This is a genomic window from Collimonas sp. OK412, assembly GCF_900112135.1.
GTDB classification, from domain to species: Bacteria; Pseudomonadota; Gammaproteobacteria; order Burkholderiales; family Burkholderiaceae_D; genus Collimonas; species Collimonas rhizosphaerae.
In genome coordinates, this window is sequence record NZ_FOLC01000044.1 from 8429 (window position 1) to 19368 (window position 10940).

The following is a 10940-nucleotide window of genomic DNA, read 5'->3' on the forward strand; positions in this document are numbered from 1 at the left end:
CTTCGCTGTCGACTTCAACCTCGACCGGGTTGAGCACCACCAACAGCAACGTGGCTTCGCTGTCGACTTCGACTTCCACCGGCCTGAGCACCACCAACAGCAATGTGGATTCCTTGTCGACCTCAACGTCGACGGGAATTGCTTCCTTGTCGACTTCAGCCTCGACCGGCCTGAGCACCACCAACAGCAACGTGAGTTCGCTGTCGACCTCGACTTCAGCCGGATTGAGCACGGTGAACAGCAATGTGGGTTCGCTGTCGACCGGACTCTCCAACCTGCAAACATCGGGCGTTGCCAACTACTTCAAAGCAGACGGCAAGCAGGATGGCCTGGATGATGCGAAGGTAAGCGCCGGTTCGAATTCTGTGGCCATCGGTGCGAATTCGATCAACCAGTCGGTGGTTGGCACGGATCGGCCTAATGTGGTGTCGGTCGGCTCATTCGGTAAAGAGCGGCAGATCATCAACGTCGCAGCCGGTACGGAGAACACCGATGCGGTCAACGTCAGCCAGCTCAATTCGCTGTCGACATCGACCTCGACCGGGATCGGCTCGCTGTCGACCGGCCTGAGCACCACCAACAGCAATGTCGGTTCGCTGTCGACCTCCACCTCGACGGCCCTGTCGACCAATACCAGCAGCATCAATTCGCTGTCGACCGGCCTGTCCAGCACTACCTCGAACGTCGGATCGCTGTCGACCGGCCTGTCGACGACGAATAGCAATGTGAGTTCGCTGTCGACGTCAACCTCGACCGGGATTGCCTCGCTGTCGACGGGCATTTCTTCCCTGTCGACCGGATTGAGCCAGGTGTCATCGCTTTCCACTGGCCTGAACAACGTTACCAATGGTGCGACTTCGTTGTCGACAGCATTGAAACCGCTGGTCGATAGCAGCAATGCTGCCGCGGCCAATGGCGCCACCATCGGCGCGACCACCATAGGCGGCGCCAATAGCGACGGCACGGTGCGGACCCGCGGCACCAGCGGCACGGCGATCAATAATGTGAACGCCGCCACCTGCAGCAGCGTCAACGGCATAGACGCCACCGGCACAGGCCTGTGTGCGCAGGCGACCAAGGATGGCGCAACGGCGATCGGCTCGAATGCGCAGGCGACCGACACCAACACCACGGCAGTCGGTTTCCGTGCGCTGGCTTCGCAAGCCGGTTCGGTGGCGATTGGCAACAATGCCCGGGCGACCGGCGATCCGACGGTAGCGATTGGCCAGAATTCATTGGCGTCGGGTAATGACGCGGTAGCGACAGGCGCCGGCGCGCAAGCTACGGCGAACCGTTCGGTAGCGCTGGGTGCGTATTCGGTAGCGGACCAGGACAACACGGTGTCGGTCGGCTCTGCCGGCAACGAGCGCCGCATCACGAATGTCGCGCCAGGCGTCAACCCGACCGATGCAGTGAACGTATCCCAGCTGCGCGATGTGCAGAACCAGCTGGGCGACGTCAAGCGCATTGCCTACTCCGGTATCGCCATGAGCATGGCTTTGTCGGGTGCGGTAATGCCGCCCCTGGATGCGGGCGACAAGGGAGTAGGCGTGGGTCTTGGTTCTTACCAGGGTTACGGTGCGTTGGCCTTGCAGTTCAAGGCGATCAGCAAGACCGGGCAGAGCGCCTGGGGAGCCGGCGCCAGCACCACCGGCAGTGCGACAGGCTTCAGCGCTGGCTACGGCTTCAAGTGGAAATAAATCGTGCCGCTTGATCCCTTATCGCAAACCGTAGTTATTTTGTATAGAGCCAACCATGAATAAAATCTACCGCACTGTCTACAGCCAAGTCCTGGGGGCCTGGATTGCGGTCTCGGAGCTTGCTGCCGCCAAGGGCAAACGATCCGGTTCCAGCCGTTCGGCGAGCGCGCCGGCTGCGGCGCAAGGCGCGGTGTGGGAAGCGCTCCTGGCAGGCCGGCTTCCGCTCAAGGCATCGGTGCTGGCGCTGACGCTGGCGCTGCCTTTGTCAGGATATGCCGCGACTATCGCCAACGGCGGCGGTTCCGGTTGCGGTCCTTCATACACAGGCCTGGACGGCACGGTGTTTACCGCACCTGGCGCTGCGACCATGTACCAGACCGATGGCAGCAACTATTATTCGATCGTTGCGGGTTGCGGCGCGAGCGGAGGTGGTTTTACCGCCGTGACACTGTTCGGGACGGGCACCCAGGTCAAAGGCAACTACGGCACGGCAATGGGCTTCATGGCACAGGCCGGGACGCAAGCTACCGCTGTCGGCGTGCAAGCGACCGCTTCAGGCACCAGCAGCGTAGCACTCGGTTTGCTGAGCCAGGCGACACAAACCAATACTGTCGCCATCGGTTCCGGCGGCAGCACCACGGCGCCGACCATCGCCAACTCAACCCAGGCCGGGGCGGCCGGCGCGGTGGCGATCGGCGGTAATGCCACCAAAGGCGCGCAAGCCCTGGCAACAGACGGACTGGCCATAGGCGGCGAGTCGTCGGTGGCGACAGGGGCGACTTCGGGCGTGGCGCTGGGACGCGGCGCTACGGCGTCATATGCCAACAGCGTGGCGCTTGGCGCCGGCTCGACCACCGGGGCAGCTGCACCGACCGGCACCGGTTTCCTGACGAATTCGGCAGCGCCGGCTTCTGAAGTCTCGGTGGGATCGGCCGCGGCATTGCGCCGCATTACCAATGTCGCGGACGGCTCGGCGCAGCAGGATATAGCGACCGTGGCGCAATTGAGCACGGGGGTGAGCAGCCTGTCGACCGGCATCACCTCTCTGTCTACGTCGGTTTCCACCGGCTTGAGCACCACCGGCAGCAATGTGAAATCGCTCTCGACTTCAACCTCGACCGGCTTGAGCACGACCAATAGCAGTGCAGCTTCGCTGTCGACCTCGGTTTCTACCGGCATTGTTTCGCTGTCGACTTCGGCGTCGACTGGCCTGAGTACCACCAACAGCGGCGTCACATCGCTGTCGACTTCGGCTTCTACCGGCATTGTGTCATTGTCGACTTCGGCGTCGACTGGCTTGAGCACCACCAACAGCAGTGTCTCGTCGCTGTCGACTTCGGCTTCTACCGGCATTGTGTCATTGTCGACTTCGGCGTCGACTGGCTTGAGCAGCACCAACAGCAGTGTCTCGTCGCTGTCGACTTCGGCTTCTACCGGCATTGTGTCATTGTCGACTTCGGCGTCGACTGGCTTGAGTACCGCCAACAGCAGTGTCTCGTCGTTGTCGACTTCGGCATCCACTGGCATTGTGTCATTGTCGACTTCGGCGTCGACTGGCTTGAGCACCGCCAACAGCAGTGTCTCGTCGTTGTCGACTTCGACTTCCACTGGCATTGCTTCGCTGTCGACCTCGACATCCACCGGCTTGAGCACTGCCAACAGCAGTGTCTCGTCGTTGTCGACCTCGACATCCACTGGCGTCGCTTCACTGTCGACCTCGACTTCGACCGGCTTGAGCGCTGCCAACAGCAATGTCTCGTCGTTATCGACTTCAACCTCCACCGGCATCGCTTCGCTGTCGACTTCAACATCCACCGGCTTGAGCGCTGCCAACAGCAATGTCTCGTCGTTATCGACTTCAACCTCCACCGGCATCGCTTCGCTGTCGACGTCGACATCTACCGGCCTGAGCACTGCCAACAGCAATGTCTCGTCGCTGTCGACTTCGACCTCCACCGGCATCGCTTCGCTGTCGACGTCGACCTCCACCGGCCTGAGCACTGCCAACAGCAATGTCTCGTCGCTATCGACTTCCGCTTCGACTGGTATGACTTCGCTGTCGACGTCGGCCTCTACCGGCTTGAGTACGGCCAATAGCAATGTGACGTCACTGTCGACCTCCGCCTCGACCGGGATTGTTTCGTTGTCGACCTCCGCTTCGACCGGATTGAGCACCACCAATAGCAACGTCACATCGCTGTCGACTTCCACATCGACCGGCCTGAGCACCACTAACAACAACGTCACATCGCTGTCGACCTCGACGTCAAGCGGCATCAGCACCGCCCAGAGCGGCGTGACATCCTTGTCCACAGGCTTGAGCACAACGGTCGCTTCGCTGTCGACCGGGATCACGACAGCCGGACTTACCGTTACCGGTGCAACCACCACCAATGGCATAGACAATAGCGGCCAGAAGATTACCAACCTGGCTGCAGGCACAGCCAACACCGACGCCGTGAATGTCAGCCAGCTGAATTCGCTGTCGACCACCACATCAAGCGGTTTGAGTACGGCCAACAGCAATGTCTCGTCGCTGTCGACCTCGGCCTCCACCGGCATCGCTTCGTTGTCGACCTCGACCTCCACCGGCCTGAGCACTGCCAACAGCAGCGTGACTTCACTGTCGACCTCAACTTCCACCGGATTGAGCACGGCCAGCAGCAGCGTCACTTCGCTGTCGACTTCAACCTCGACCGGCTTGAGCACCACCAACAGCAGTGTCTCGTCGCTGTCGACATCGACATCCACCGGCATCGCTTCGCTGTCGACCTCGGCTTCGACCGGCCTGAGCACGGCCAACAGCAGCGTGACTTCGTTGTCGACCTCGACTTCCACCGGATTGAGCACGGCCAACAGCAGCGTGACTTCGTTGTCGACTTCAACCTCGACCGGCCTGAGCACAACCAACAGCAGTGTCTCGTCGCTGTCGACGTCGACATCCACCGGCATCGCTTCGCTGTCGACCTCGACTTCGACCGGCCTGAGCACGGCCAACAGCAGCGTGACTTCGCTGTCGACATCTACCTCGACCGGCCTGAGCACAGCCAACAGCGGTGTCTCGTCGTTGTCGACATCGACTTCAACAGGATTGAGCACCACCAACAGCAATGTGAGCTCGCTGTCGACCTCGACATCTACCGGCATCGCTTCGCTCTCGACCTCTACTTCGACCGGCCTGAGCACCGCCAACAGCAGTGTGACTTCGCTGTCGACATCTACCTCGACCGGTTTGAGTACAGCCAACAGCAGTGTGACTTCGCTGTCGACATCTACCTCGACCGGATTAAGCACCACGAACAGCAATGTGAGTTCACTGTCCACTTCGACTTCGACAGGTATCGCTTCGCTGTCGACCTCGACCTCCACCGGCCTGAGCACGGCCAACAGCAGCGTGGCGTCACTGTCGACATCTACTTCGACCGGTTTGAGCACGGCCAACAGCAACGTAGACTCCTTGTCGACATCGACTTCAACAGGATTGAGCACCACCAACAGCAATGTGAGCTCGCTGTCGACCTCGACATCTACCGGCATCGCTTCGCTCTCGACCTCTACTTCGACCGGCCTGAGCACCGCCAACAGCAGTGTGACTTCGCTGTCGACATCTACCTCGACCGGCTTGAGCACAGCCAACAGCAATGTGGATTCCTTGTCGACATCGACTTCCACCGGCCTGAGCACCACCAACAGCAACGTGACTTCGCTGTCGACCTCGACATCCACAGGCATCGCTTCGCTCTCGACCTCGGCTTCGACCGGATTGAGCACAGCCAACAGCAGTGTCTCGTCGTTGTCGACATCGACTTCAACCGGCTTGAGCACGGCTAACAGCAGCGTGACCTCATTGTCGACTTCAACCTCGACTGGCCTGAGCACCACCAACAGCAATGTGAGTTCGCTGTCGACTTCGACATCCAGCGGCATTGCTTCGTTGTCGACCTCGGCTTCAACCGGACTGAGCACAGCCAACAGCAGCGTCACTTCGCTGTCGACGTCAACCTCGACCGGTTTGAGCACGGCTAACAGCAGCGTAACCTCACTGTCGACTTCAACCTCGACCGGCTTAAGCACCACCAACAGCAATGTCTCATCGTTGTCGACCTCGACTTCCACCGGTATCGCCTCGCTGTCGACCTCGACTTCGACCGGCTTGAGCACGGCCAACAGCAGCGTGACTTCGCTGTCGACTTCAACCTCGACCGGCTTGAGCACGGCCAACAGCAGTGTCACTTCGCTGTCGACTTCAACCTCGACCGGCTTGAGCACAGCCAACAGCAACGTGGATTCCTTGTCGACCTCGACATCTACCGGCATCGCCTCGCTGTCTACCTCGACCTCAACAGGATTGAGCACAGCCAACAGCAGTGTCACTTCGCTGTCGACCTCGACTTCCACCGGCCTGAGCACGGCCAACAGCAATGTGGATTCCTTGTCGACGTCAACTTCCACAGGATTGAGCACCACCAACAGCAACGTGAGTTCGCTGTCGACCTCGACATCCACAGGCATCGCTTCGCTGTCGACCTCGGCTTCAACCGGCTTGAGCACCACCAACAGCAATGTCGTTTCGCTGTCGACCTCGACTTCCACCGGTTTGAGCACAGCGACCAGCAATGTGGGTTCGCTGTCGACCGGCCTCTCCAACCTGCAGACATCGGGTGTCGTCAACTACTTCAAGGCTGATGGCAAGCAGGATGGCTTGGATAATGCGACAGTGAGCGCCGGTTCGAATTCCGTCGCCATCGGCGCGAATTCAATCAATCAGTCGGTGGTTGGCACAGATCGGTCTAATGTAGTGTCGGTCGGTTCCTTCGGTAAAGAGCGGCAGATCATCAACGTCGCAGCCGGTACGGAAAATACCGATGCGGTCAACGTCAGCCAGTTGAATTCATTGTCGACATCGACCTCGACCGGGATCGGCTCGCTGTCGACCGGCCTGAGCACCACCAACAGCAATGTCGGTTCGCTGTCGACCTCCACCTCGACAGCCCTGTCGACCAATACCAGCAGCATCAATTCGCTGTCGACCGGCCTCTCCAGCACTACCTCGAACATCGGTTCTCTGTCTACCGGCCTGTCCAGCACCACCAGCAATGTAGGTTCACTGTCGACTTCGACCTCGACCGGGATTACCTCCTTGTCGACAGGCATTGCATCCCTGTCGACCGGATTGAGCCAGGTGTCATCGCTTTCCACTGGCCTGAACAACGTTACCAATGGCACGACTTCGTTGTCGACAGCATTGAAACCCCTGGTCGATGGCAGCAATGCTGCCACGGCCAATGGCGGCACCGTCGGCGCGACGACCATAGGCGGCGCCAATAGCGATGGCACGGTGCGGACCAGGGGCACCAGCGGCACGGCCATCAACAACGTGAACGCCGCCACCTGCGGCAGCGTCAACGGCGTAGACGCCACCGGCACAGGCCTGTGTGCGCAGGCGACCAAGGATGGCGCAACGGCGATCGGCTCGAATGCCCAGGCGACCGACACCAACACCACGGCTGTCGGTTTCCGCGCGCTGGCTTCGCAAGCGGGCTCGGTGGCGATCGGCTACAACGCAAGGGCAACCGGCGATCCGACGGTAGCTATCGGCAACGATGCGCTGGCCTCGGGCAATGATGCGGTGGCGCTGGGAGCCGGTGCGCAAGCTCTGGCGAACCGCTCGGTGGCGTTGGGCGCGTATTCGATCGCAGACCAGGCTAATACGGTCTCGGTAGGGGCGGCCGGCAGCGAGCGCCGCATCACGAACGTCGCGCCAGGGATCAACCTGACCGACGCGGTGAACGTATCCCAGCTGCGCGACATACAGAACCAGATTGGCGACGTCAAGCGCATTGCCTACTCCGGTATCGCCATGAGCATGGCGGCGACGGGGGCGGTGATGCCGACCTTGTACGGAGGCGAGAAGGGCGTGGGCGTCGGTGTCGGTTCGTACCAGGGTTTCGCTGCGCTGTCCTTGCAGTTCAGGTCGGTCAGCAAGACTGGCAATAGCGCCTGGGGTGTCGGCGTCAGTTCGACGGGCCATAACACCGGCCTCAGCGTCGGTTACGGCTTGAGATGGCAGTAAGCGGTTTCCTGGCCGCGATGAGATAGGCCAGGACAAAAAAAAGCCCGCGCTGCCTATGCAACGCGGGCTTTTGCCTATGTATTACCAGGCTGGAATCACGGAACTCTTGAACTGGGTCACGACATACTGTTTGACTTCAGGGCTGTGGTAAGCCTTGACCAGCTTGGCTACCCAGGGCTTGTCCTTGTCGGCGCTGCGCACGGCGATGACGTTGGCGTAAGGACCCTTGGCGGCTTCGATGGCAATGCCGTCCTTGGTTGGATCCAGCCCGGCCGATTCGGCATAGTTGCCGTTGATCGCAGCCGCGTCCAGGTCATCCAGCGAGCGTGGCAGCTGGGCCGCATCGATTTCGACGATCTTCAGTTTCTTCGGGTTGTCCACGATATCCAGCGGCGTGGCTTTCAAGCCGGCATCCGCTTTCAATTTCAGCACGCCTTGCGCCTGCAGCAACAGCAAGGCGCGGCCGCCGTTGGTCGGATCGTTGGGAACACCGACACGGGCGCCGGTTTTCAGGTCCTTGAGGGATTTGATTTTCTTCGAGTACACGCCCATCGGGAAAGTGATGGTGTAGCCGACGTTCACCAGCTTGTAGCCGCGATCCTTGATTTGCGCTTCGAGGTAAGGCAGGTGCTGGTAGCTGTTGGCATCCAGGTCGCCTGCAGCCAGCGCGGCGTTGGGTTGGATATAGTCGCTGAATTCGACGACCTGGATATTCAAGCCATCCTTGGCGGCGACTTTCTTGACGATTTCCAGGATCTGCGCATGCGGGCCGCCGGTGGCGCCGATCTTGACCGGCTTGTCTTGCGCGAAGACAGCGCCGACGGGAGCAGCGCCCAGGCTTGCGAACAGGCCCAAGCCTGCAAAAAATTGTAGCAATTGACGACGATTCATTTTCTTCCTTTCAAAAATCACAGGGGATCCTGCACGGCAAATGCAGGGTCCTTAAAAAATCAGCGGTGGCTGAGACGACGCACCAGGATGTCGCCCAGCGTCTGCACCAGCTGCACAAAAACGATCAGGATAACCACCACCAGCAGCATGACTTCCGGCAGGAAGCGCTGATAACCGTAGCGTATGCCGAGGTCGCCCAGGCCGCCGCCGCCGATGGCGCCGGCCATCGCCGAGTAGCCGACCAGGCTGACGAAGGTAATCGTCAGGCCGGCGACGATGCCGGCGAAGGCTTCCGGCACCAGCACCTTGTAGACGATCTGCCAGGTGGTGGCGCCCATCGCCTGCGCCGCTTCGATCAGGCCGCGCTCCACTTCGCGCAGCGCGGTTTCCACCAGGCGCGCGATGAATGGGGCGGAGGCTATCGTCAGCGGCACAATCGCGGCGGCGGTGCCGATCGAGGTGCCGACGAAAAAGCGCGTGAACGGTATCACCGCGACCAGCAAGATGATGAACGGTGTCGAGCGCACCGCATTGACGATCAGCCCCGCGACGCGGTTGAACAGCGGGTGCGGCAGGACACCGTCGCGGCCGGTCAGGTGCAACGCTATGCCCAGCGGCACGCCGAGCAGGGCGCCGAGTATGCCGGAGATGCCCACCATCATCAGGGTTTCCCCGAACGACGACAAAAACAGATCGAGCATTTCAGATGACATGGTTCAACTCCTCTACGGTGACGCCTTGCGCGCTCAGGTAAGCCATGGCGGCGCTGATGTTTTCGCTGGTGCCGTTGGCCAGGATTGCCAGCGAGCCGAACGCCTGCCCTTGTATTTCATCGATCTGGCCGTGCAGGATATTGAAATCCAGGTCGAATTTGCGGACCGCTTCCGACAGCAGCGGCTGGTCGACCCCGGAGCCGGTGAACGCAAAACGGAACAGGTGGTCGGTGCCGCTGCCGGCGTCGCTTTGCGCCAGCCGCGCGCGCAGGCGCTGCAAAACGCCTTGCGGCAGTTCCTGGGCAATCACGTCGCCGATCAGGGCGCGCGTGACTTCATGTTTGGGCGAACGGAACAGTTCGAGCACTTCGCCATGTTCAATCACCTCGCCGGCTTCCATTACCGCCATGCGGTCGCAAATCATCTTGATGACTTCCATCTGGTGCGTGATCAGGACGATGGTCAGGCCCAGTTCGCGGTTGATCTTGCGCAGCAGTTCCAGGATGGAGCGGGTGGTTTCCGGATCGAGCGCCGAGGTGGCTTCGTCGGACAGCAGGACTTTCGGTTCATTGGCCAGCGCGCGGGCGATGCCGACGCGCTGTTTCTGGCCGCCGCTGATTTGCGCGGGATAACTGTCCTTGAGCGCGGTCAGTCCGACCAGTTCCAGCAGCGGCGTGACTTTTTTGGCGATCTCGCTTTTGGACAAGCCTGCCAGTTCCAGCGGCAACGCGATATTGTCGTACACGGTGCGCGACGACAGCAGGTTGAAATGCTGGAAGATCATGCCGATTTCACGCCGCGCGCCGCGCAGCTGCTCGGCGTCCAGCGTTGTGAGGTCTTTGCCGTCGACCACGATGCTGCCGGAAGTAGGGCGGTTCAGCAGGTTGAGGCAGCGCACCAGCGTGCTTTTGCCGGCGCCGCTGCGGCCGATGATGCCGAAGATCTCGCCCTTGCGTATCGACAGGTTAACGTTGCGAACCGCATCGACCGGCCCGCGCGCGCCGTTGAAGCGCTGGGTGACTGCTTTGATTTCTATCATTTCAGAATGAAAAAAGGCAGCTGATTGCATAAACATCAACAATCTCGCCGCCGTTATGTATTTTAGTAGGTGCTTATTTTATAAGCGTTTGTTAGGCATGGGAAGGAACATTTAAGCATGGCGTTATTACCATCGTGTCTATACAAATACAAACGCCGCAAAATACAAACACCGCAGACGCAGTTAAATGGGGTCACCCATTAGCCGCCCCTTGTAAAGGGTACGAATTTAATACTCGCGATGTTCTGCGATAGGTCGATTCAATCGTGCCATCGCTGTGACGTCCGGTCGCTGAATTCGTGCCCTTTGCTTCGTAGCGTGGTTGCGTGAATCGCACCAGTCACCCATATGGATCAAGTGGATGCGTTGTTGCATTGCTCCACCCTGGCAGCGCAGCTGCCCCAGAAGCATCTCGGTACCGTCTTGCGTCCAAATGATGGGCAGATCTATGGCTCCCGCGTAGCGGCTCCAACCCTTGGTGGCTCGCAATCCGGACGACTCATTTCGTAACCGCGTACAACGAT

6 protein-coding genes are annotated in these 10940 nt (G+C 60.2%); 2 read left to right on the top strand and 4 right to left on the bottom strand.

Annotated elements, in window-relative coordinates; genetic code table 11:
• Positions 1-244 (bottom strand): hypothetical protein (locus BM062_RS26080; RefSeq protein WP_254785239.1); only part of this gene is annotated, 244 nt, incomplete at its 3' end.
• On the opposite strand from BM062_RS26080, the gene BM062_RS24270 reads away from it, so the two are divergent.
• Both BM062_RS24270 and BM062_RS25440 read left to right on the top strand, forming a co-directional pair.
• The gene (locus BM062_RS24270; protein ID WP_254785240.1) at positions 234-1700 is read left to right on the top strand and encodes a YadA family autotransporter adhesin; all 1467 of its coding nucleotides are present in this window, start codon (positions 234-236) and stop codon (positions 1698-1700) included. The two genes, BM062_RS26080 and BM062_RS24270, sit on opposite strands and share 11 nt — an antisense overlap.
• 55 nt (positions 1701-1755) lie before the next feature.
• Positions 1756-7773: an ESPR-type extended signal peptide-containing protein gene (locus BM062_RS25440; RefSeq protein WP_139220186.1), complete on the top strand. Its 6018-nt coding sequence runs from the start codon at positions 1756-1758 to the stop codon at positions 7771-7773.
• A gap of 81 nt (positions 7774-7854) precedes the next feature.
• Here BM062_RS25440 and BM062_RS24290 read toward each other — a convergent pair whose 3' ends face one another.
• Genes BM062_RS24290 through BM062_RS24300 form a run of 3 tightly spaced genes read right to left on the bottom strand, consistent with a single transcriptional unit; the run spans position 7855 to position 10416 of the window.
• The gene (locus BM062_RS24290) at positions 7855-8664 is read right to left on the bottom strand and encodes a MetQ/NlpA family ABC transporter substrate-binding protein (protein ID WP_092402155.1); all 810 of its coding nucleotides are present in this window, start codon (positions 8662-8664) and stop codon (positions 7855-7857) included.
• 59 nt (positions 8665-8723) lie between these two features.
• Complete coding sequence (locus BM062_RS24295; protein ID WP_014007699.1) at positions 8724-9377, bottom strand: methionine ABC transporter permease; 654 nt, start codon at positions 9375-9377, stop codon at positions 8724-8726.
• Positions 9367-10416 carry a methionine ABC transporter ATP-binding protein gene (locus BM062_RS24300; RefSeq protein ID WP_092402158.1) on the bottom strand — a complete coding sequence of 350 codons (1050 nt, stop codon included), beginning with the start codon at positions 10414-10416 and terminating at the stop codon, positions 9367-9369. The genes BM062_RS24295 and BM062_RS24300 overlap by 11 nt, the downstream gene beginning before the upstream one ends.
• Between the last annotated feature and the right edge of the window lie 524 nt (positions 10417-10940).

What these genes read in the sequence shown, in the direction of transcription:
- BM062_RS25440 (WP_139220186.1), top strand. Translation starts at nt 1,756, where the DNA reads ATGAATAAAATCTACCGCACTGTCTACAGCCAAGTCCTGGGGGCCTGG.
- BM062_RS24290 (WP_092402155.1), bottom strand. Translation starts at nt 8,664, where the DNA reads ATGAATCGTCGTCAATTGCTACAATTTTTTGCAGGCTTGGGCCTGTTC.
- BM062_RS24295 (WP_014007699.1), bottom strand. Translation starts at nt 9,377, where the DNA reads ATGTCATCTGAAATGCTCGATCTGTTTTTGTCGTCGTTCGGGGAAACC.
- BM062_RS24300 (WP_092402158.1), bottom strand. Translation starts at nt 10,416, where the DNA reads ATGATAGAAATCAAAGCAGTCACCCAGCGCTTCAACGGCGCGCGCGGG.